We start from the raw sequence: 21,830 nt of genomic DNA, 5'->3' as shown, positions 1-21,830 counted from the left end.
GATTCGAAATCATATCAAAAACCCCTGCGAATGACATCGTAGGGGTTTTGTTTTTTGCGATTTCGATATGCCGTTAGGAGAAATACCCGTACAAAAAATCCATAGATGAAATGTTGCGTACCTACGGCACGCTAATTCGTGGGAATAGCCGCTACATCCTACCGATATTTAATCCCTACGGGATAATTGTTCTTTCCAAATTCCTCCCTAAATACATCATCCAAATATCATAGCCAAACCTTAGAATCAGACCAAAAACTACTACCAAAAACAAGATTCTGATAAAGCTATTACCTCGGAGTAGAGCCATTCGGCTGCCTACATACGAACCAGCCATATTACAGACCATCATCGGTATTGCAATACTAAACATCACGTAACCTTTGGCCACAAAAAATATCAACGAACAAATATCGGCCACAACATTGACCACCTTCGAGATGGCCGAAGCCGTAAGAAAATTATAGCCGATGATGCTCACAAAGCCAAAAACCAACAAACTTCCTGTTCCCGGCCCAACAAAACCATTATAAAAACCAGTCGTCATTCCGATTAATAGTCCATAGAGCGGTATTTTGCCCAGTTCAAAGCGGTGCTTGTCTTCTTGTCCTAAATCTTTTTTGAAGTAAGTATAGATAGCGATGAGTGTCATCAAGACCAAAATTGTTGGTTTCAAGATGCGTTCGCTCATCAAACTCGAAATCAACGCTCCCGAATACGACATTACACCCGCCCCAATTCCCGCAAAAAGAACGGTTTTTAGTGGAATTTTTACTTTTTTAGAATATTGATAGCCCGCAACGCCCGTTCCCATAAATGAAGCAAAACGATTTGTACCGATAATCTGAGGAACGGAATAATGCGGAAATAAAATGAACAACGCAGGAGCTTGCACCAATCCACCACCACCAACGATTGAATCAATAAAACCTGCCGCAAATGCAGCCAAACACGCAAGAAAAATAGACACGAAATACTGGTTATTAGTTATTAGAAAATTTATTATCAGTTTTTATATATCATTGATAATTAACTCATTACCGTTAATTAGTAACCATTTCTACTCTTACAGCTACATTATTGAAAGCCGCATTTCCTGTGAGTTCATCCAACACTAATTCATCGGTTAAGTCATTGATACTTACACCTGCGTGCTGCGTGGCTACATCAAGTACTACTCCTTTTCGGGCGTGACCGTAGCCATGTGGCATACTCACCACTCCTCGCATCATTTGGTCAGTGATTTCGATGGGGAGTTCTACGCTACCTACTCTTGAGGTGACTTTTACCAAAGAATTCGATTCAAGATTTAAGCTTTTGGCATCTTCTGAATGAATCATCAACGTACAACGGTTTTTGCCTTTTACTAATCTTTCTGAATTGTGCATCCACGAATTATTATCCCGTAAATGTCTTCTTCCGATTAACAAATATTCAAATCCAGCACTTAAACCATTGTCATTGAGCGACTTACGCAACCTTTCAATATCTTTTACTAAAATTTCGGGTGCGATATTGATTCTTTTTTCGGGTGTAAAAAGTCGGTTTGGAAGGCATGGTTTCAATGCTCCTAAATCAATTCCGTGAGGATTTTCTTTTAGTTTTTGCAAAGAAAGACCATAAGGACCAAATTGTAAACCTAAATCTAATTTTACTTCGGGAGATTCTGCCACAAAACCCTCATTGCTCGATGTTGGGTGAGCCATTCGGTAAGCCAATTCTTGGTAGATTTCCCAGTCATATTTTGCTCCTTCGGCTTTCGGGAAAAGTGCTTCTGAGAATTTAGCCGTATTTCTGACCGCCAACACATGAAAAGTCATATCATAATGTGGTACTTCTAAACCCGTAGCAGGCGGCAAAATAATATCGGCATGTTGGGTGCTTTCGTTGATGTAAATATCAATCGCTACCATGTATTCGAGCGATTCAAAGGCTTTGTCGAGTTGTCCACCGTTGGGTGTGGATAAAATCGGATTTCCACAACTCGTAATTAAGCATTTTATTTGATTTTCGCCTTCGGTCAGAATCTCCTCGGCAAGCGTAGCCACTGGCAATTCACCCAAAAACTCAGGCAAACCACGCACTCGGCTCTGCCAACGATTGAAACGATTATCGGTTTTGGCTCTTGCCAAAAAATCAACGGCTGGGGCTGTAAACATCGCTCCACCTGTGCGGTCGAGATTTCCCGTCAGCACATTAATAGCGTTGATAAGCCATTGAGCAATACTTCCAAAAGTTTGCACCGAAACCCCTACTCTACCATAACAAACCGCCGATTTCGCCTGCACAAACTCATGTGTGAGTTGACGAATAGTTGAGGCCGAAATGCCTGTTTGTTTCTCAACTTTTTCGGGCGTAAACTCGGCTGAAATTTCTTTTAGTAATTCAACACCGTCAGTAAAATCAGCTAATCGGCCAAGATTTACTAAATTTTCAGCAAAAAGAGTTTGAATAATAGCCAAAAGCAAAAAAGCATCTGTTCCTGGGCGAATGAAAAAATGCTGGTCTGCTTTGGCAGCAGTTTCGGTCAGGCGTGGGTCGATAACCACCACTTTGCCGCCACGTTTTTGAATGGCTTTTAAACGATTGGCCACATCAGGCACCGACATAATACTGCCATTAGAAGCAATCGGATTGCCACCTATGATGAGCATGAAATCAGTAAAATCAATATCAGGAATCGGCATCAACATCGGGTGGCCAAACATTTGCCAAGCAGCAAAATGATGCGGAAGTTGGTCGGCCGATGTTGCCGAAAACATATTTTTAGTGCGTAAAGATTTGGCAAAAAGTGGAGAATTCATGGTCGTCCCCAAGTTATGAATCGAGGGGTTTCCTTGATACATCGCTACGGCATTATTGCCATATTTTACTTGAATTTCTTTGATTTTACCTACAACTTCTTCAAAAGCCGCTTCCCAAGAAATCTGTTGCCAACCATTTTCGGTGCGTTTTACTGGAAATTTCAAGCGATTGGGGTCCTCGTAAATATCTTTCAGAGCAACAGCCTTCGGGCAAATATGACCTCGACTGAAAGGGTCATTTTTATCGCCTTCGATTTTGGTCACGATGCCCTCCTCTACTTTTATTTCGAGTCCGCACATGGCCTCGCAAAGATTACAAGTGCGGAAGTGTGTTAAGTTTTTCATTTATAGGTTTTTAGTGTTGAATAGTTTTGTAAAGTTATAAGTTTTAGTGGGTCTATCTGTCTTTTTGCACAAAAAAAGCAACGATTCAGAACCGTTGCTTTCACTTTATTAATGATTTGAAAGTTTATCTCTTAAACAACGAATCAACAAATTCCATTTTATTGAAAACCTGCAAATCGTCCATTTTTTCGCCAACACCAATGTATTTTACTGGAATCTTAAATTCATCGGAGATACCGATAACCACACCACCTTTCGCTGTGCCATCGAGTTTTGTAATGGCCAAAGAGCTAATTTCTGTCACTTTCGTAAATTCTCTTGCTTGAATCACAGCATTCTGCCCAGTGCTTCCATCTAAAACCAACATTACTTCGTGCGGGGCTTCGGGTAAAAACTTCTGCACAACACGCTTAATTTTGCCCAATTCGTTCATCAAGTTTACTTTGGTGTGCAAACGGCCAGCCGTGTCAATAATGATAATATCGGCACCCAATTCCATACCTTTTTTCACGGCATCAAATGCCACCGATGAAGGGTCGGTGTTCATGCCGTGGTCAACAACCGTTACGCCCACTCGTTCGCCCCAAAGCTTGAGCTGGTCAACGGCAGCCGCCCTGAAAGTGTCGGCCGCACCTAAAACAACCTTTTTACCTCTTTTATGAAACTGATGAGCTAATTTTCCGATGGTGGTAGTTTTTCCTACACCATTTACGCCCACAACCATCAAAACGTAAGGTTTTGGTAAATGCTCGGTTTCGTAGCTGTCTTTTACGTCTTGTGAATTATTTTCCGACAAAAGTGCCGCAACTTCTTCACGCAAAATACGGTCTAATTCTTCGACATTAGTATATTTATCTCGCTCTACTCTTGCTTCAATTCGGCGAATAATTTTTACGGTTGTTTCGACACCCACATCCGAACTAATCAGAATCTCTTCTAATTCGTCTAAAACCTCTTCATCAACCTTCGATTTTCCAACAATTACCCGTGAAATTTTATCAAAAATACTGGTTTTTGTTTTTTCTAAGCCTTTGTCAAGCGTTTCTTTTTTTTCCTTGCTAAAAAAGTCAAAAAGTCCCATTTTCTTTAATTGTGAATGATTGAATGAGCGAATGAGTAAGAAAGCTTACGTCATTTTCTTGGGCAAAAGTAGCGTTTTTTATTAGAAAAATGGGTGTTTTTTGAATTATCTTTATTCTGATTCGGGGAAAAACTGCTTTACAATCTCTTCGGTGATGCGTTTCGGGCGTAAAGTTTGGGCATCAAGCGAAATCCAGTGCGTAACTGAGCGAGCCAGAATTTCTTCGCCTCGCATGATTTCGCAATGACGGATACTTTTTACACCCACAAAATCATCAACCCAAGTTTTAGCGACTAATTCCTCTCCCAAAAAGGCTTGTTTTAGGTAATCAATCTCATGTCGGCGAGCCATCCAAATTATTTGTGAAGCAATTTCCTGCGGTACAGTTTTCCAATGCCCGATGGCGGCATCTTGCACATAACGCAGATATACGATATTATTTACATGATTAAGTTCATCAATATCATCTGGAGCAACTGTAATTGGCAAATAAAAGACGTGAGGCATTCGGTCAAAATAAGTTTAAAATGAAATGTAAGGCTGCTCAAAGGTAATTATTTAATCAATAAACCGAAAATTAGCGAGAAAAATGCCCAAGAATTTGTTATTTTGAAATTTATTCAACCTCAATAGACACTCTTGTTATGTATAAATTAATCATCGTATTTTTACTCACTTCCTACCAATTATTGGCACAAACGCCCGTTTTTGTATCAGGAACTGAGGGGCATAAATCTTACAGAATTCCTGCCATTATCAAAACTCCAAACGGTGATTTATTGGCTTTTGCCGAAGGTCGGGTAAAGGGAAGTGGCGATTTTGGCGATATAAACATTGTACTAAAACGTAGCACCGACAATGGCAAAACTTGGAGCGAACTAACAACCGTTGTCAATTATGATTCGTTACAAGCGGGTAATCCTGCTCCTGTTTTTGATGCTACTGACCCCAATTTTCCGAAAGGACGTTTGTTTTTGTTTTATAATACAGGAAATAATCATGAAAATGAAGTGAGAAAAGGCAAAGGCTTGCGGGAAGTGTGGTACAAAACCTCGATTGATGGAGGTAAAACTTGGAGCGAAGGTGTGAACATTACAAGCCAAGTTCACCGACCGAATCAAGCAAATACGGTGTATCATTTCAAAGAAGATTGGCGGTCGTATGCCAATACACCTGGCCACGCAATGCAGTTTCAATCAGGAAAATATAAGGGTAGAATATTCGTTGCGGCCAACCACTCGGCGGGGGAGCCACAGAAACAATTTACTGATTATGCTGCTCACGGATTTTTTACAGACGACCATGGTAAGACATTTCGTTTGAGTCAAACCATTGAGCTTGCAGGAAGCAATGAAGCCACAGCAACTGAAATTTCTGAAAATGGATTGATGATGAATATGAGGAATCAGAAAGGGGATATTCGTCAGCGAATAGTAGCGATTAGCAAAAATGGTGGCGAAACTTGGGATAAAACCTATTTCGACTCAAACCTGCCTGACCCCGTGTGTGAAGGAAGTATTTTATCTCTGGGAATAAAAAAAGGCAAACATATCTTAGCTTTCTGCAATGCTGCCGACACCCAAAATCGAGATAACCTAACGCTAAGAATTAGTTTTGATGAAGGGAAAACTTGGGCATGGACACAAGTCATTGAAAAAAGTAACGATGCCAAAGTAAACGATTTTGCTGCTTACTCCGACATCGTGAAAATGAATAAAAACCACATCGGAATTTTATACGAAAAGAATAACTACGCTCAAATTGTATTTAAGGCAGTGAAATGGCGATGATTATTTTAAATTTCTCAAATAACGTAACGAAACTGGCAAATGTTCTTTTACGGCTTCGTTTTCATCTTCGATGTAATAGAATTTTACGCCCGTCTGAATGGCTGCTCGTAAAATTTTTCTGAAATCTAATTGTCCAGTTCCAACGGCTACGTCAGAGGTCAATGGCGTTCCGCCTGAAAGTTCGCCAGTTTCTTGGCCATTTTTCATATCTTTGATGTGCAAAGCCACAAAACGGCCTTTGTGTTTTTTGAGTAAAAGAGCAGGGTCTTGTCCTCCGTGAAAAGCCCAATAAACATCGCATTCAAAGCCTACGTTATTTGGGTTGGTTTGCTTCACTATATAGTCGAAAAGTGTACCTTCTTCGGTTGGTTTAAATTCGTAGCCGTGACAATGATAATAAAACTTAATGCCTTCTTTTGCCAGTGCTTCGCCAGCTTTATTGAAAACTTTAATCGCTTTATCGGCATCTTCTTTACCAAATTTATTGCTTACGTGAGGAATCCAAGCACAACCAGCGTATTTGATACCCAAAGCCTTACAAGTAGCCACAACTTTACTGATGCTATCTTTGAAAAGATTATAATCCATCAAAGTACTATATGGTTTTAGCCCTGCTTTGTCAAGTTCTGCCTTGAAATCTTCGGTTTTCATGCCGTAAGTACCCGCAACTTCTACTTCCATAATACCGAGACTTTTCACATAAGCAAGTGTGCCTTTTACATCGGTTTTGAAATAATCTCTTAGACTATAAAATTCCAGTCCGATACGGTCGCTTAAAACTTTGCTGATATTTGGTTGGCGTTCGCCAGTACCATTTTGTAGCCACATTTCTACTCTTGGAGTTTTCCAAATGTATGATTTTGAGATAATATCTAAATCACCATCGCCATCAATATCAGTAGCTTTTCCTTCATGAAAATCAATCCCTGTCTGAAAAACAGTTTTCGTAAAACCACCTTTTCCATCACCGTAAAGAATGAAGGCTTCGGCATTTGGATTATTATCTGTGGTTAACTTCTCTTCCCACTTGACCATTTCGGCACATAGAATATCCAAATTACCATCATCATTGATGTCTGCTGCTTCGAGTGTGTGAGCGTGTGTGAGTTCACGGCCTATCAAATCACGGCCTTTCCAGTTGGCTGATACTTCTGCACTTCCTGTGCATTCGTAGAGCATCAAACGTCCTTTGCTATCGCTTGGTGCAAACACAAGTTGCACTTTTTTGCCCGCTCTAAATTTGGCTGCTACTACTCTTCCTCCTTCTTCGCCAACTTTTGTGGGTTTAAATTTTCCATCAACGTATTTAAACCAGTAATTTCCCGCTACTAAATCCTTGTTTCCATCACCATCAACATCGGCAGCTACGCAGCCTTTGATGTTTTTAGTGTCCTTATCAGCTACAAAAACTGGCTCAAAAATCCATTTTTCTCGACGCACTTCGCTCGGAATATTGGCTACGAACAAAGTTTTTGCACCTTGATTCCAAAAAGCCAACTGAGCTTTGCTAGTTTGCTTAAAATCTCCGAAAACCATATCGTGGTGCTGATTTTCACCATCGGTTTTGATTTCATAACGATGCCACGGCACATTTGGATTGAAAAACGGAGCGGGGTTTTCCCACCACCAAATTTTATTACTTTGGGCATCGCCACCGAAAACCAAATCATTATCGCCATCGCTGTCGATGTCATAAAATGTACCGCCAGTTTCGATAGGAAGAGCTTCTTTTTCAACGGCAAATTCTCGCCATCCAATTGCACGGTCGAACTTTAGGTAGATAATCGAAGTGACTTGGCCACGGCCCGCCATTACAAATTCTTCGATGCCATCTTTGTCAATATCGACCGAAAGTGAGGCAGTTTGTTGAGTAGTTTTCCAAGAAAGTGGAATAGCACCGTCTTCGCTCGAAGTTCGCTCCCATTTTTGTGCTTTTGCTGTAAAAATTCCGAATAAAATAAATAGTGAAATGAGTTTAGTTTTCATTTTCATTGTGGGACGAAATTGTATTTCGTCTTTTTTGTTAAAATTTTAGACAAAGCGAACAAGGATGTTCGCTCCACATTAGATAACCGCTGATTCTCTGAGTTTGATAGTTCCTTCGTCGGCATCCATGGTGGCTTCAATGCCAATCGGAACGGTAAATTTATCTTTAATATGCCCAATCATAGCTCCCGAAAATGCTGGAATTTTGAGCGGTTTGATATGGTCTTCAAAAATATCTTCGAGCGTTAGTGAGCCGTAGTTTTTTGATGGTGGACAATCAGTACATTTCCCAAACACAAAACCCGCCAGTTGGTTCAAAATTCCTGTTATTTTAAGTTGTGTCATCATACGGTCAATGCGGTAAGTATCCTCTTGCACATCTTCGATGAATAGAATTGCTCCTTTGAAATCAGGAACGTACATTGAGCCAAGAATATGCGAAAGCACGGTCAGATTTCCGCCAATGAGTTTGCCACTCGCTTTTCCACCATAAATCGTATAAATGCGGTCTTCCATTTGCACCAAAGCATCGCCTTTACGCACAGGATTACTCATACGTGTGGTATTTCCATCAATCAATGTATTTTTAAAATAATCGACCGTAAAAGTATTCCATGTAGAAGAACCAACTGGGCCATGAAATGTTACGAGGCCCGTTTGGCTGTAAATTCCTAATAATAGGGCAGTTATATCGCTGTAACCGATAAATATTTTTGGATTATTCTTGATGGTATCGTAATTGAGCAACGATAAAATTCTGGCACTTCCCCAACCACCGTGCATAGCCATAATGGCATTAACGCTTTTGTTGGCAAACATCTCATTGATGTCAGCAGCACGGTCTTCGTCTTTTCCTGCGAGATTTCCGTATCGGTCGAAAACATGTTTTCCTAAGACTACCTTAAAGCCCATAGTTTGTAAACCTTCTACGGCAATAGTTACCTCTTCTTTGATAAATGCCGAATAAGCAGGACAAACCAAACCAATGATATCACCTCTTTTGAGAGCCGCAGGTTTGATAGTTTTTAGGTTATCATTTTTAGCGACAAAGTTAAGGTTTGTTAGACCAAAAGTGGCTAATAATGAAGCACTTAAAAAGTTTCGACGAGAATTTTCTGACGTTTTCTTAGAGGACATCGGCTGAGTTATTTCGGTAAAATCATGAAAACGAATTTACGAGAGTTTTTCCAAAAATATTAAAAAATGGACTATTTAATTGTATTTGGCCATTATTTTCAACAAAAAAGCCGCTCATTATACACGAGCGGCTTTGCTTTATGAAGTATTAATTGCGACAGGCTGATAAAATATTAACCAATCATTAAAGATTCTCTTCTACGCATTTTTCCTGCTGGAATTCCGAACATCATCTTGAAACGACGGCAGAAATATGCGGTATCTTTATAACCAACCTCATGCCCAATGGCACGAATACTTTTCTTCGACGTACGCAAAAGTGTTACGGCTGCTTCCATGCGTTGGTATTCGATGTAGTCTTGTGGGTTGATACCCGTTAGCATCTTGAAGTATTGGCCAACGTAATCTTCCGAAACATTGGCAACATTTGCCAATTGTTTGTTCGATAAATCGCCTGGAAGACTATTTTTGATGTATGTGAAAATATCAATCAAACGTGGGTCTTTGAAATAAGTACTGTTAGTGGCCAATTGCTCCACAAACATTCTGTTTTTCAAGATATGACGCACGATTTCGATAACGATTTCTTCTGTTTTGTTTCTAATCACACGGCCACGACCTGCCTCGTCCGAGCAATCTTCCTTCAAAATATCATGAATCAACGAGCCAAGTTTGCTGTGAGCCTTTATAAAAAACGGAGGAATATCCAACGAAGTAAAGAAGTTTACCGAGTCGAAAACTTTTGCTTCAAAGGCAATCAAACCAAATGAGTTTGGCACTTGCCCTATTGTTGAAGGGTCAGTTAAAGTTTCCCAATAGCTTTCACGACGAGTCATAAACTCTTCATAAGAGATATTTTTCGGTTCGCCCGTTCCGTAGGTTAGCGTTGCGGCTTTTCCACCCGGAATAAAAAGCAAATCGCCTGGCTCTACTTTTTCTTCGTTACCAGCAAGTTTCACTTCACCATTATATAATACAAGAATGGTGTTTTCTACGTCATATACGTTTTTAATCTTAATTGTTTGTAAGATTCTGATGTGACGTGCCTTAGCGAATTTTACGCCAAGAGATTCGATTATTTTATTGTAGTCTTCCATCGTGAAAGAATGTTTTTCAGTTTTGCTTAGAATATAAAGTGCAATGTATTAACAAATTTGGACAAATCTAATAATTCCAATATTTTTTTTTAACACAAAAATAAAATAAAATGTTCATTTCGTCATACACTTTTGCAAATATAAGACCATTTTTCTAAAAAAAATCTAATTTTATATAAACTTATTTAATACCACATTTATTGTTCAAACTGGTAAAATTCCGCTATTTTGTACAAAAAAAGGCTCAAAAAGAGCCTTTTTTTGTACAACGTTTTATGTGTTTTGTTCAAATTTTAATTTTTTAATTTGTACGTTTCCAAGAAAATGAATAAGTATTTTTGCTTAGAAAAAATTTTATTATACGGTCTTGTTACTCTCTTATAATCAACCAATTAGATTATAATTAAGTGGTGCCATAATTGCGGCGTCTTGCCCATTGAAGAATAAACCCAAATATTAAAACCAACGCAACTGGTAAACCAATATTGAGAATTTGCCAGAAAGTTCGCTCATCACGGGTGCGAAGTTTATCAAGCGGACGTAATTTTACTTCTTTTCCTTTGGCCTGAATCACGCCATCTTCATCAATCAAATAATCAATGGCGTTCATCACAAAGTCTTTATTACCAAATGTGTGTTGGGTCGCTTTGTCGTAGCCCAATGGCAAAGGATTGCCTGTTTTCTGGCTCACTTCGTTCACAATTAAATCTCCATCCGAGCATACAATAATTTTTGTTGGCTGACTTTCAGCCTTGAAATCGGCAAATTTTGGGTCGTTGGGTAATAAACGATTTTTATATAGCGACTGAAATTTTCCTTCGAGCAAATACGCAATCGTTTTTACACCGCCTTGATATTCAGTCTGTTCGGTATCAGTTTGAGCATCATTGAAAGTCACAAAAGCGGGAGCATTCAGTGTTTTTGTATAGGGCGAAGTCATCAAAAGCGGGGTTTTCTTCACGCCATCTGCTCGAACGGTATCAATCGAAGCTACGTACCTACTGAAAACCAAATCTAAATTATTGGTAATGAGGCTTTTACCGAAATTATTTATTAACGGAAAATATCGGTAAGGAACGGGTTGAATGTTGGGTTTATCGCCCAAATCTCCCACAACCAACGGAATCACAGCACAACTTGCACCATCTTTGATGATGTTTGAGTTGATTCTTACACCGTATTTAAAAAACAAATCGGTCAGATTGAGTTCTAAAGGTTGAGCGAAATTGCCTTCCAGTCCAACCGAATCGACTTTCAAACCATCAACAAAAAACAAGGCACTTCCGCCACTCATCACAAACTGATCGATTTTATATTTGGTACTATCATCAACAGGGAAATCGGGTTTTGGCAAAATCACGGCATCGAGCCCTTGAAAGGTCGGAGAGCTTTTAGCATTGATAATAAATAAATCATAACGCTCTTGTAATGAAGCAATTAAATCAGAAAAGTTAAGCGGTTTTAGTTTGGTAAACTCAGCTAATAAACCAATTTTCTTGCGTTCTTTCAAGGTAAGTTTACGAATTGCCGTTGCCAGTTCATATTCTACATTTTCATTCGATTGATTGAGTTTTTCTTCGGCAGTTTTGCCTTGTGTACCTTTTAGCAATAAAACTGGCACTTCGTAGCCACCCGCACTCACGAGGGCATAAGGAAAAATGATATTTTCGATTTGACGACCATTTTTAGTATCAACTACCCGTGTCGGATTCATGCCTTTTTTTGCCAATTCTACATAAAATTCTTCACGTTTCTTTTTATCGGTTTCGGCATTTGGGTTGATGAACTTATAGTTGATATTTGTGCCACCGTAAACCTTAAATTCTTCGAGGGTTTCGGTAACGGCACGTTTTAGGCGTTCAAAACCACCGGGAAGTTCTTCGCCGTCTAAGTAAACTTTCACGAAAACATCGGTCGAATCTTCGGCAGAAAGGTTTTCGAGCAAACTTTGAGTGGCATCCGACAACGAATAACGTTTTTCTTCGGTGAGGTCGAGGCGAAAGAAAACAAAAGAAGCGGCAATATTGAGTAAAACGATTCCGCCAATAATCAGCAGAGCTACGACAAATTTATTTTTCATTATTTAATTATTTAGGCACATAGGCACACAGTGGCAAAGGCACATAGAAAAAAATAGATACCTGATTTAGTCAGATAAAGTATTTACTTTATAAACACCTCTGTATCTTTATGCCTTTATTACTTGGTGCCTTTGTAACTTTGTTACTCTGTGCCTTGTAAAAGTAATTTTGCTCAAAAATAAAACATTCATTCCTTAATTCCTGCTTTTTCTATGTTTCCTGCCAAATATTGGGTCGAAAAATTAAAAATGCAAAGCCATCCCGAAGGTGGATTTTTTGCCGAAACTTATCGTTCGACCGAACTGATTGACAAAAACTCTCTTCCTAAACGATTTTCGGGTGATAGAAATTTCAGCACAGGTATTTATTTTTTGTTGGAAAGTCATCATTTTTCGGCATTTCACCGCATTCAATCTGACGAAATGTGGCATTTCTACGCAGGCGATGCTCTGAATGTCTATTATATTGATAATGAGGAAAATATGCAAATCATAAAACTTGGAAATAACCCCGAAAAAGGCGAAGTTTTTCAAGCAGTTGTACCAGCTGGCGTTTGGTTTGGTAGTAAACCAGCCGTTGAAAACTCGTATTCTTTGGTTGGCTGCACGGTTGCCCCAGGCTTTGATTTTGCCGATTTTGAAATGCCCGACCGACAAACACTTTTACAGGAATTTCCGCAACACGAAACTATTATCAGGATGCTTACGCATTAATAATTTTGAATAAATGAATGAGTGCCACAGTGGAACTGAATGATAGAATTAGTATTTTTGCAGAATATTTTCAAATAATAAATTATTTATCAAGATGTTACAACGTCCGCAATCATTGTTATTATTACTTGTTGCTGTTTGTATGGTTTTCTTTCTCGGAACGCCACAAATCTGGCACAAAGCCGTAAGTACAGAATCAATTTCATTGAGTGCTTACACGCTTTCTTATGTAAAAGCTGGCTCAATCGTAAAAAATACGCCTGTATATTATTTAGCAGTTTTAGCTGTTCTTTCAGCAGGATTAGCGATTTTTACAATCTTCCAATTCAAAAATCGTGTACGCCAGATGTTGTTGGTTTCGCTTAATTCGTTGGTTGGTGCAGCTTTATTGGGTGCAACGGTTTATCATATTCAGATGGATGCCAACAAAATTTTCGCTCCCGAAAATCAAGGTGAGTTTGGTTTGAGTTTTTGGGGTGCATTTTTGGCATTAGCATTAAACTGGGTAGCCAATCGCCTCATCCGTCGTGACGACAAGATGGTGAAAGATGCTGATAGAATGAGATAAGTTAGTCCACAGACGCCAGTCGATGGTCAATAGATAGTTTTTGTGGTCCAGCATTTGTAATGCTGGACCACATTTTTTTAGCAAATCAACTTAAAACCTTCGCCGTGCATATTCATGATTTGTAGCGAAGGGTCTTCTTTGAGGTGCTTTCTTAGTTTCGTAATATAAACATCCATGCTGCGGGCATTGAAGTAGCTATCATCGCCCCAAATGAGTTTTAAGGCAAAACTACGACTCACCGATTGGTTTTTATTTTGACAAAGCAATTTCAACAACTCTGATTCCTTGGTTGTGAGTTTATTTTGTGAATTATTGAAACTCAAACTATTGGTTTGGGCATCAAATTCATAAGCACCAACTTTGAAGTTATTTACTTGAATATCAGGCTCTTGTTTATTAATTCTTCGCAAAATCGCCTTCATTCGCATCAATAATTCTTCCATACTAAATGGCTTCGTGATATAATCGTCGGCCCCCACCTTAAAGCCTTGAATCGTATCTTCTTTCATTGATTTAGCCGTCAGGAATATCACAGGAATATCTTTGTCTTTCATTCTGATTTCTTTGGCCAACGAAAAACCATCTTTTTTCGGCATCATCACATCTAAGATGCACATATCGTAGCCACCACGCTCCAAGAAAAACTTGAGTCCTTCTTCGCCATTTTTAGCCAAATCAGTCGTAAAACCTTTAGCTTGGAGGTATTCTTGAAGCAACATTCCCAAATTTGGATCGTCTTCGGTTAAAAGGATTTTTGCCATATTTTTTATTTTTTAAGCCCTTGCAGTCGAAGGACTAAATATAATTTCAAACTTACTACCTTCGCCCAGCTTACTTTCCACAAATATTTGTCCATTATGCAGTTCTACCATTTTCTTGACATAACTAAGTCCCAAACCAAAACCTTTTACATCGTGTAAGTTTCCAGTCGGAACTCGGTAGAAGCGTTCAAAAATGCGAGCCACTTGGTCTTTTGTCATGCCGATTCCTTTATCGGAAATGCTGATTTTCAACAAATTACCCACATTTTCGGTGCGAATCGTTATTTCTGGATTTTCGGGCGAATATTTATTGGCGTTATCGAGCAAATTATAGATAATATTAGTCAAGTGTACTTCATCGGCTACGATTTCTGAATTATCGGCTTCGAGTTCGAGGTTGACGATGCCGTTTTTCTGCTCGATTTGCACACTTAAATTTGTCAGCACCTGCTCGATAGTTTCATGAATATCAACACTATCGAGTCTTAGTTTCACTTCACCTTTATCGAGTAAAGCCATTTGCAACACTTTCTCCACTTGCGTACCCAGTCGGCGATTCTCATCTTGAATGATATTCAGATAACGGTTCATTTTACCACTATCTTTTTTCACGTCGCTGTCTTTCATTACTTCCACAGCCAACGAAATCGTTGAAATTGGCGTCTTAAATTCGTGCGTCATATTATTGATGAAATCATTCTTAATATCAGCCAATTTCTTTTGCTTCAACATCGTACTTATCGAGCTATAAAACACGCCTCCAACTGCCAAAAACAAAAGTATCGAACTCAAAAAAACCGACCACATATTACGCAAGATAAAGCCCTGTGTATCAGGGAAATAAACGTACAGAAAATGATTTTGTGGCTGTAAATCATTCGGAAAAAGTAGCACTTTATAGGCTTTTTTGAGTAATTCTGGCGTATAATTGACCGCAAACGAAGAGAAAATCATGTTTGAACTATTTTTCACACCATACTGATACGGAATTGAAATGCCTCTGCTTCGGAGTTCTTTTTTGAGTAAAGTATCAAGCGTTTGGCGGTCGAGACGCTCATAAATATCTCGGCTTCCGTGAATAACATCAGTCAAGACATTCTTTACAAGTTCGGCTTTATTTTGTGTTCGTTCAAAATTGGTATTAAAATCTTTTTCTTGACTTTTCCGCTTAATTTCAATTGGTCTATCTACTTTATTGTATGTTTTTGCTGTAAATTTTAGCGAATCTGCTGCTTGTGAGTTATCGTAAAAGTATTTATAAGTAACTATGCCCTGTTGATTTTCAATATTTACTCTGAGATTATTAGGTTCTCGATTTCGTCGATTACGACTTAATTGTATAACCTGACGATTGATTTCGCTAACCAAATCTTCTACACTACGCTGACGCATCAGCAATGAGCGAGTAGGTTGTGTGAGTTCCTCCCAAGCCAAGTTTTGCTCTTCGAGCATATCTTTTATCAAGCCCATTTGGCGTTCAGGAATCTCGAAAGTTGGTTCTGCCCAAAAAATATCCGATGGAGCAATTGTTATCGTTTGATTGCTCATGCCTTTGGGTAAAAGCACTACTCTGTGGTTTTCTTTTTCAGGACTTTCAACATTTACTACCACTTCTTCTGTTTGAGTTTGTGGCTCCTGAGTAGCGGGTTTTGGCTTTCTTTTTGGACGAATTTTATGTTGTGTTATGGCTAAGAGCTTTTGCTGTTCTTGGGCTTTCATTTGCTGATTTGCCAAGAAAATAACCTCTTGCTTTTCAATTTTTTTGACAGTCGCCAGCATGGCATCGTTCACATCACGGTCAAACTGTTCTTTTTTTACGGCAATCGCATTTTCAATCCAATACCACTGAAAGGCCATCAGACCCAACAGAGCAAGCAACATGACAACAATGATATTACGAAAATTCATGACAGGATTAAAGCGATTTTTAAGATTTCAAGATTATTATTTCTTGTTTTATCATTTTCAAATGCTGTCGACTGTTGACCATCGACTGTGGACTATTTTAATTATCTCACGAAATTAACGCCATAAAATCAAAATTATGGTTTATTTAACACTTTTTAACACCAAACAATTTACTAACTTTACATAAATCTCAACAAAACCTACCCTACAAAATGTCTTTTCTCATTATAATTCTTTGTATCGTCTTAATTCTTGGGCTTATCTACGCTTGGTTATACCGAAAAATATCGAAACATATACCAGAAAACTATCCAAACGCCAAAAATAGGCAACAGATTGATGCTTCTAAAAAAGTCTTGGTGTGTTTTGGCGATAGCAATACGCATGGCAATGTGAGCTATAATTGGGTGAATGATTTAAGTTCTCAGCTAACTGGCTATCAGGTTTTTAATGCAGGAATAAACTCCGATTTGACATATACTTTGCTCCGCCGAATTGATGATGTGGTTGCCTGCAAGCCCAATTTTATCACTATTCTGATTGGTACGAATGATGTAAATTCAACAATGAGTAAGGTAATGGAAAAACGTTGCCAAGATTTAGGAAGAATAAGCAAAGATACTTCACCTAACTTCGAAGATTTTAAGAAGAATTATATCGAAATTATTCGTCAATTAAAAGCTAAAACTCAGGCAAAAATCGCAGTAATGTCTTTGCCAGTCATGGGTGAAGACTTAGCTCACGAAGCTAATCAGAAGGCAGATAAATATAGCGAATTTGTGAAGCAACTCGCCTCCGATGCACAACTCATTTATTTACCAGTCAGAGAAAAACAAAAGGAGTTTTTGCAGAAAAATCCACAACCCTTAAAGCATACTTTTGAAGAAACTTATAAACTTCTTAATTATTCAGTAATCAGCTATTACTTGTTAGGGAAAAGCTGGGACGAAATTTCTGCCAAACACGGCTTTCAACTCACGCCTGACAACCTACATCAAAACTCAATCGCTGGCGGGATGATTCGTGATTTGGTGATGGCGAGTATTCAATCTTGAAAAATTACTAACAATATATTCTACTCTCAAACTGCTATGAAACAAGTGTGTATCATTGGGGCTGGTTCTTCTGGAATTACTGCCGCAAAAGCCCTAAAAGAAAAAGGAATTTCATTCGATTGCTTTGAAAAAGGCTCAAAAATTGGAGGTGTTTGGCGATTCAACAACGATAACGGCCTATCATCGGCTTATCGAAGTCTGCATATTAACACTAACCGTGTCGTGATGGCCTACTCCGACTTTCCAATGCCCGATGATTATCCGATGTTTCCGCACCATTCTGACATAATTGAGTATTTTGAAAATTACGTTGAGCATTTCAAATTACGTGAACATATCACTTTTAATACCTCAGTTGTTGATGTTGTAAGAAATGCTGACGGCAGTTATAACGTCACGCTCGACAATCGCCAATCTTTTGATTATCAGTATGTTATTGTAGCAAACGGACACCATTGGAATCCACGTTTTCCAACTCCTGCTTTCAAGGGGGAATTTACTGGTGAAATCCTACATTCGCATTATTACCGTGAAGCCGAGCAAGTGCAAGATAAAGACGTGCTAATTGTAGGTATTGGAAATTCAGCCGTTGACATTGCTTGCGAAGCTGCTCGCCTGCACACAGGAAAAGTCGTAATTTCGACCCGAAGTGGTGCTTATATTACACCCAACTGGATTTGGAGTATTCCTTTCGATAATTTGGCCAATCCGCTGACCGCTAAACTACCGTTTTGGTTACAACGATTCTTATTCAAAACAACACTTTGGCTGGCTCGTGGCAAACAAGAAGATTATGGAGTACCGAAACCTAATCGACCTGTTTTGAGCGAACACCCAACGCTTTCGCAAGATTTACTAAACCTTTCGGGGCGAGGTTTGATAAAATTCAAGCCAAATATCAAAGAATTTAGAGAAAAAACAGTAGTTTTTGAAGATGGAACAGAGCAAGATTTTGACATGATTATTTATGCAACGGGCTATAAAGTCACGTTTCCATTCTTGAAACATTACGCCCAGTTTGATGTAGAAGAAACCAACGATATTCGACTTTACAAAAAGGTCATTCACCCCGACTACAAAAACTTGTTCTTTTTGGCTTTGATTCAGCCTTTGGGGGCAATCATGCCTTTGGCTGAAATTCAGGCGAAATGGATTGCTAAAATCATCAAAGGAGAAAGTAAATTGCCATCAAAAGAGGTAATGCTAAAATCTATAGATGAAGATAAACAGAAACTCGCTAAACGCTACAAACAAACTCCTCGACACACACTTCAAGTTGATTTTTTTACTTATAAAGAAAGTATTGAGAAAGAAATGAAGCGATAAGTTTAAAAAGCCTCTTTTCGAGTAGAAAAGAGGCTCCAATAAAATGTAAAGTGAAATAATTCTCAATTATCCATTTTCAATTATTAATTAAATCATAGTCCTTTACCCGTAGCAGCCCAATAAATGCCTCCATAAAGATGGTCAAGGAAAGTTTGGTCACTGAAAACCAACGGAATATGTCCGAGAGCAGTGTAAAAAGCACGACCGCCATCATAATTATGGTACCAAGAAATTGGGTGAAAACCCATACCTTTTCCCTCATTATCGCCCCATTTTGTGTTCGGATTGTATGATTTTTCATCAATCGAAACCAAAACCTTTAAATCATTGGCTGGTGAAGGTGTTTTAAATTCATACCACTCGTCTGTCCAAAGTAATTTTTTAGGAAAACGCTCCATTCCTGGAAAATTACTATCTTCTACTTTCAAATAAGCGGTTTGTTGTTGTGGATGAATTTTAAAGTAATTTCCAACCAATTTACCATACCAAGGCCAATCATATTCAGTATCGCTCGCACTATGAACACCAACAAAACCTTTTCCTGCTTTAATAAACTTCTCAAAAGCCGCTTGTTGTTCATCGTTTAAGATATTACCAGTGGTATTCAGGAAAATAATCGCTTGGTATCTTTCTAAGGCTTTATCACTAAAAACCGAAGCATTTTCTTGCCAATCAACGCTAAAACTATGTCGTTCGGCCAGTTTTTTAACCGCCATTACACCTTCATTAATAGATTCGTGATGAAAACCGTCAGTTTTGGTAAAAAGTAATACTCTGAATTGCCCCTGAGCAAGAGAAGAAATAGAGAAAAACAATGCCATCAAAAATAGCATCATGTTTCGTGCGAAAACCTGTTTCATAGTTTTGATTATAAAAGATTGAATAAAGAAGAAAATTTTTAGTGTCAAAAAAACACTTATTGAAAGCAAATGTAGGAATTTTAAAATAAACCCCTAACCCCTAAAGGGGGATTTTTATTTGATGAAACAAAAAGAGGTCTTGTTTCAAGTGAAACAAGACCTCTTTAAAAAATTGTAGAGAATCAGAAATTCCCCTTTAGGGGTTAGGGGTGGCTGTTTTACAACAACTCATAAATCCCCGCTACACCTTGGCCACCGCCAACGCAGGCCGTAACCATACCATATTTTTTGTTTTGGCGACGAAGTTCGTTCAAAACCTGAACTGTCAAACGTCCACCAGTTGAACCGAGAGCATGACCGAGGGCAATTGCACCACCATTTGGATTGATTTTGCTCATATCTAAGCCTAATTCTTTGATAACCGCCAAAGACTGAGCAGCAAATGCTTCGTTTAGTTCAATAATATCAATATCATCTTGTTTCAAACCTGCTTGTTTCAAAGCAATCGGAATAGCTGCTACTGGTCCAATACCCATGATGCGTGGTTCTACACCCGCCGAAGCATAGGCCATCATGCGAGCGATTGGTTTTAAGCCCAATTCATTTACCATTCTTTCTGACATCACGATTACGAAAGCCGCCCCATCAGAAGTTTGAGAAGAGTTACCAGCCGTTATACTTCCACCCATCGAGAAAACTGGACGAAGTTTTGCCAAAGCCTCAACGCTTGTATCGGCACGTGGGCCTTCGTCTTTGGTTACTGTATATTCTTTGTTTTTCTTCTTGCCAGTGGCTTCGTCGAAATAGGTTTCTTTTACTGTAATTGGCACAATTTCAGCATCGAATTTGCCAGCCGCTTGAGCAGCCAATGCTTTTTGGTGCGAATTGTAAGAGAAAATATCTTGCTCTTCACGACCGATGTTGAATTGTTGTGCCACTTGTTCGGCCGTAAGTCCCATTCCGATGTAATAGTCTGGATGGTGCGAAGCTAATCCATAGTTCAATGCCATTTTCCAACCAGTTGTTGGCACCATCGACATTGACTCTGTTCCACCTGCCACGATACAATCAGCCATACCTGCACTAATTTTTGCCGCAGCCATTGCGATGGTTTCGACACCAGAACCACAATAACGGTTTACGGTTACGCCCGCTACACTCTTGCCCAGCGACAATAGCGAAATATAACGAGCCATTTGCATACCTTGCTCAGCTTCGGGAACTGCATTTCCTACGATGAGGTCATCAACACGAGCAGGGTCGAGGTTTGGCACTTGTGCCATGAGGTGCTTGATTACGTCAGCCGCCAAATCATCGGGGCGAGTAAAGCGAAAAACTCCTTTGGGTGCTTTGCCGACTGCACTGCGGTAGCCAGCTACTATATATGCGTTCATGTTTGTGTTATTTTTAGCCCTTTTGAAACACCTTAAAATGTCGTCCAGGAATATTGACTAATAGTCGATTAAATTTTATCAAATATTGACTTATCTATTTTGAACGGTAAAGAAGATGAATTAAAATCAAATTTTAGACTATAATTTGAACTATCACTCCCTTCGCCATCTTGAATAACTCCCATTTTTAGTAAATTTTCCATTATTTTTTGGTTTTCTAATAACTTACTAAACCACAGATTTACATTGTGATTAAAATTTTCCTCTCCTGATAGAAATCCTTTCATAAAATAGAATTTATTTATTACTGCTTTTTGTTCGTAAAAAAATGGATTGAAAATGCTATAAAACTCTTTAAATAAGAATTCTTTATGCTCATTTTCCAATTGGAATTTGTTAAGATTTTCTGCCCAGTATTCTAGTTTATTTAAAATTTCAATGATTTTAGAAAAGTATTTAAATTCATTGTCATTTAATCTATTCCAAAAATCATATGCTATTAAATTTCCATAAGAACCTGCTCTTGTTAAATTCGACATCATAATCCATTCATTAAAGAAAGGTATTGAGCTTAAACCCCATTGAGAGCGATTAAAATATTCAAATTGAAGTTTTTCTATCTCTTGTTCAATCCTTCTCAGTAATTCATAGTTTATACTAAAATTATTACTACTTCTTGAATGTTGATTTATTGAACTTTGGTCTTTAAAAGTTGTGATGATGTAATACAGAGTAAGACCACTAACTAAACAAGTTGTAATTCCACCTAACGTATCTCCAATAGTACCAGTCATGCTAAATAGCTCCTTAACAGGCTCATAGTTTGACATAGCAAGAGCGAAAAGAGTTATTATAAAAAGTACACTTACGATGCCAAGTGGAATTAATAATATGTATATTAATGGTCTTAAGTCTTTCATTACA

Annotated in this window: 18 protein-coding genes; 5 read left to right on the top strand and 13 right to left on the bottom strand. The window is 38.6% G+C overall.

Annotated features, from left to right (window positions below; all coding sequences use genetic code 11):
* Positions 1 to 175 precede the first annotated feature (175 nt).
* The 4 genes from IEX65_RS23920 to IEX65_RS23905 form a co-directional block, all read right to left on the bottom strand.
* On the bottom strand, positions 176 to 970 hold the full coding sequence (locus IEX65_RS23920) for a sulfite exporter TauE/SafE family protein (RefSeq protein ID WP_229250863.1): 795 nt from the start codon (positions 968 to 970) through the stop codon (positions 176 to 178).
* A gap of 73 nt (positions 971 to 1,043) precedes the next feature.
* A complete protein-coding gene (locus IEX65_RS23915; RefSeq protein WP_188770154.1) occupies positions 1,044 to 3,149 on the bottom strand; it encodes a molybdopterin oxidoreductase family protein in 2,106 nt (701 codons plus the stop codon).
* 124 nt (positions 3,150 to 3,273) lie between these two features.
* Positions 3,274 to 4,230, bottom strand: coding sequence for a signal recognition particle-docking protein FtsY (gene ftsY / locus IEX65_RS23910; protein ID WP_188770152.1), 957 nt, complete (start codon positions 4,228 to 4,230; stop codon positions 3,274 to 3,276).
* A gap of 111 nt (positions 4,231 to 4,341) precedes the next feature.
* Entirely contained in the window at positions 4,342 to 4,737 is a 396-nt protein-coding gene (locus IEX65_RS23905; RefSeq protein ID WP_188770150.1) for an acyl-CoA thioesterase, read from the bottom strand.
* A gap of 137 nt (positions 4,738 to 4,874) precedes the next feature.
* Here IEX65_RS23905 and IEX65_RS23900 point away from each other — a divergent pair, with 137 nt between their 5' ends.
* Positions 4,875 to 6,020: a sialidase family protein gene (locus IEX65_RS23900; RefSeq protein ID WP_188770149.1), complete on the top strand. Its 1,146-nt coding sequence runs from the start codon at positions 4,875 to 4,877 to the stop codon at positions 6,018 to 6,020.
* Here IEX65_RS23900 and IEX65_RS23895 read toward each other — a convergent pair whose 3' ends face one another.
* The 4 genes from IEX65_RS23895 to gldG form a co-directional block, all read right to left on the bottom strand.
* On the bottom strand, positions 6,021 to 8,006 hold the full coding sequence (locus IEX65_RS23895; RefSeq protein WP_188770147.1) for a sugar phosphate isomerase/epimerase family protein: 1,986 nt from the start codon (positions 8,004 to 8,006) through the stop codon (positions 6,021 to 6,023). It abuts the gene before it with no gap.
* A gap of 78 nt (positions 8,007 to 8,084) precedes the next feature.
* Positions 8,085 to 9,143: a S66 peptidase family protein gene (locus IEX65_RS23890; RefSeq protein ID WP_188770145.1), complete on the bottom strand. Its 1,059-nt coding sequence runs from the start codon at positions 9,141 to 9,143 to the stop codon at positions 8,085 to 8,087.
* A 173-nt stretch (positions 9,144 to 9,316) separates the two neighbouring features.
* On the bottom strand, positions 9,317 to 10,240 hold the full coding sequence (locus IEX65_RS23885) for a helix-turn-helix domain-containing protein (protein WP_188770143.1): 924 nt from the start codon (positions 10,238 to 10,240) through the stop codon (positions 9,317 to 9,319).
* Positions 10,241 to 10,643: 403 nt separating this feature from the next.
* Positions 10,644 to 12,320, bottom strand: a complete 1,677-nt coding sequence (gene gldG / locus IEX65_RS23880) for a gliding motility-associated ABC transporter substrate-binding protein GldG (RefSeq protein WP_188770141.1) — start codon at positions 12,318 to 12,320, stop codon at positions 10,644 to 10,646.
* 213 nt (positions 12,321 to 12,533) lie between these two features.
* Between gldG and IEX65_RS23875 the strand changes: the two genes are divergently transcribed.
* Positions 12,534 to 13,034 carry a cupin domain-containing protein gene (locus IEX65_RS23875; protein WP_188770139.1) on the top strand — a complete coding sequence of 167 codons (501 nt, stop codon included), beginning with the start codon at positions 12,534 to 12,536 and terminating at the stop codon, positions 13,032 to 13,034.
* A gap of 94 nt (positions 13,035 to 13,128) precedes the next feature.
* The gene (locus IEX65_RS23870) at positions 13,129 to 13,602 is read left to right on the top strand and encodes a DUF4293 domain-containing protein (RefSeq protein ID WP_188770137.1); all 474 of its coding nucleotides are present in this window, start codon (positions 13,129 to 13,131) and stop codon (positions 13,600 to 13,602) included.
* A 77-nt stretch (positions 13,603 to 13,679) separates the two neighbouring features.
* Here the strand turns inward: IEX65_RS23870 and IEX65_RS23865 are convergent, their stop codons facing one another.
* Positions 13,680 to 14,363, bottom strand: coding sequence for a response regulator transcription factor (locus IEX65_RS23865; protein ID WP_188770135.1), 684 nt, complete (start codon positions 14,361 to 14,363; stop codon positions 13,680 to 13,682).
* Positions 14,364 to 14,375: 12 nt separating this feature from the next.
* Complete coding sequence (locus tag IEX65_RS23860) at positions 14,376 to 16,271, bottom strand: sensor histidine kinase (protein ID WP_188770134.1); 1,896 nt, start codon at positions 16,269 to 16,271, stop codon at positions 14,376 to 14,378.
* Positions 16,272 to 16,483: 212 nt separating this feature from the next.
* On the opposite strand from IEX65_RS23860, the gene IEX65_RS23855 reads away from it, so the two are divergent.
* On the top strand, positions 16,484 to 17,326 hold the full coding sequence (locus IEX65_RS23855) for an SGNH/GDSL hydrolase family protein (RefSeq protein WP_188770131.1): 843 nt from the start codon (positions 16,484 to 16,486) through the stop codon (positions 17,324 to 17,326).
* Between the two features lie 36 nt (positions 17,327 to 17,362).
* Positions 17,363 to 18,652, top strand: a complete 1,290-nt coding sequence (locus IEX65_RS23850; RefSeq protein ID WP_188770129.1) for a flavin-containing monooxygenase — start codon at positions 17,363 to 17,365, stop codon at positions 18,650 to 18,652.
* 92 nt (positions 18,653 to 18,744) lie between these two features.
* Here the strand turns inward: IEX65_RS23850 and IEX65_RS23845 are convergent, their stop codons facing one another.
* The 3 genes from IEX65_RS23845 to IEX65_RS23835 all read right to left on the bottom strand — a co-directional run bounded on the left by IEX65_RS23845 (position 18,745) and on the right by IEX65_RS23835 (position 21,826).
* Entirely contained in the window at positions 18,745 to 19,512 is a 768-nt protein-coding gene (locus tag IEX65_RS23845; RefSeq protein WP_188770127.1) for a ThuA domain-containing protein, read from the bottom strand.
* Between the two features lie 218 nt (positions 19,513 to 19,730).
* The gene (locus tag IEX65_RS23840; protein WP_188770125.1) at positions 19,731 to 20,906 is read right to left on the bottom strand and encodes an acetyl-CoA C-acyltransferase; all 1,176 of its coding nucleotides are present in this window, start codon (positions 20,904 to 20,906) and stop codon (positions 19,731 to 19,733) included.
* Between the two features lie 68 nt (positions 20,907 to 20,974).
* Entirely contained in the window at positions 20,975 to 21,826 is an 852-nt protein-coding gene (locus IEX65_RS23835; protein ID WP_188770123.1) for a hypothetical protein, read from the bottom strand.
* Between the last annotated feature and the right edge of the window lie 4 nt (positions 21,827 to 21,830).

It is taken from the genome of Emticicia aquatilis (assembly GCF_014644295.1).
Taxonomy (GTDB): Bacteria; Bacteroidota; Bacteroidia; order Cytophagales; family Spirosomataceae; genus Emticicia; species Emticicia aquatilis.
Note: the sequence above shows the minus strand (reverse complement) of the source record. Positions and strands in the feature narration are given on the sequence as shown.

Coding starts and splice junctions, on each gene's coding strand:
- IEX65_RS23915 (WP_188770154.1), bottom strand. CDS start 3,149: ATGAAAAACTTAACACACTTCCGCACTTGTAATCTTTGCGAGGCCATG.
- ftsY (WP_188770152.1), bottom strand. CDS start 4,230: ATGGGACTTTTTGACTTTTTTAGCAAGGAAAAAAAAGAAACGCTTGAC.
- IEX65_RS23905 (WP_188770150.1), bottom strand. CDS start 4,737: ATGCCTCACGTCTTTTATTTGCCAATTACAGTTGCTCCAGATGATATT.
- IEX65_RS23900 (WP_188770149.1), top strand. CDS start 4,875: ATGTATAAATTAATCATCGTATTTTTACTCACTTCCTACCAATTATTG.
- IEX65_RS23895 (WP_188770147.1), bottom strand. CDS start 8,006: ATGAAAACTAAACTCATTTCACTATTTATTTTATTCGGAATTTTTACA.
- IEX65_RS23890 (WP_188770145.1), bottom strand. CDS start 9,143: ATGTCCTCTAAGAAAACGTCAGAAAATTCTCGTCGAAACTTTTTAAGT.
- IEX65_RS23885 (WP_188770143.1), bottom strand. CDS start 10,240: ATGGAAGACTACAATAAAATAATCGAATCTCTTGGCGTAAAATTCGCT.
- gldG (WP_188770141.1), bottom strand. CDS start 12,320: ATGAAAAATAAATTTGTCGTAGCTCTGCTGATTATTGGCGGAATCGTT.
- IEX65_RS23875 (WP_188770139.1), top strand. CDS start 12,534: ATGTTTCCTGCCAAATATTGGGTCGAAAAATTAAAAATGCAAAGCCAT.
- IEX65_RS23870 (WP_188770137.1), top strand. CDS start 13,129: ATGTTACAACGTCCGCAATCATTGTTATTATTACTTGTTGCTGTTTGT.
- IEX65_RS23865 (WP_188770135.1), bottom strand. CDS start 14,363: ATGGCAAAAATCCTTTTAACCGAAGACGATCCAAATTTGGGAATGTTG.
- IEX65_RS23860 (WP_188770134.1), bottom strand. CDS start 16,271: ATGAATTTTCGTAATATCATTGTTGTCATGTTGCTTGCTCTGTTGGGT.
- IEX65_RS23855 (WP_188770131.1), top strand. CDS start 16,484: ATGTCTTTTCTCATTATAATTCTTTGTATCGTCTTAATTCTTGGGCTT.
- IEX65_RS23850 (WP_188770129.1), top strand. CDS start 17,363: ATGAAACAAGTGTGTATCATTGGGGCTGGTTCTTCTGGAATTACTGCC.
- IEX65_RS23845 (WP_188770127.1), bottom strand. CDS start 19,512: ATGAAACAGGTTTTCGCACGAAACATGATGCTATTTTTGATGGCATTG.
- IEX65_RS23840 (WP_188770125.1), bottom strand. CDS start 20,906: ATGAACGCATATATAGTAGCTGGCTACCGCAGTGCAGTCGGCAAAGCA.
- IEX65_RS23835 (WP_188770123.1), bottom strand. CDS start 21,826: ATGAAAGACTTAAGACCATTAATATACATATTATTAATTCCACTTGGC.